Raw genomic sequence first — 252 nt, 5'->3', positions numbered from 1 at the left:
CAAGCAGATACACGACATCGCGCTTCGCGTAGCGGGCCTCGATTTGCGCCGCGTCCTGCGAGGCAACATAAGGAGGCGGGTCGACCATGCCGTACTTCCACTCGACAGCGCGTGGACACGCCTGCGTATCGACATGCTGGAAAACACCGCGCGACACGGGACGTTCATCGTCGAAGTACAGATAGCTCGACGGATTCGCGACCACGTACCGCACGCGGATTCCGTCGCGCGCCAGCGCTTCCTCGGCACGTC

Annotated in this window: 1 pseudogene; it reads right to left on the bottom strand. The window is 63.1% G+C overall.

Features of this window, described 5'->3' with window-relative positions:
• Positions 1 to 252, bottom strand: a pseudogene (locus SB753_RS39590) (alpha/beta hydrolase); the annotation flags it as partial.

The organism is Paraburkholderia sp. SIMBA_053 (genome assembly GCF_046534895.1).
GTDB classification, from domain to species: domain Bacteria; phylum Pseudomonadota; class Gammaproteobacteria; order Burkholderiales; family Burkholderiaceae; genus Paraburkholderia; species Paraburkholderia caledonica.
The sequence above is the reverse complement of the archived record's forward strand: the minus strand, read 5'-3'. Positions and strand labels throughout refer to the sequence as shown.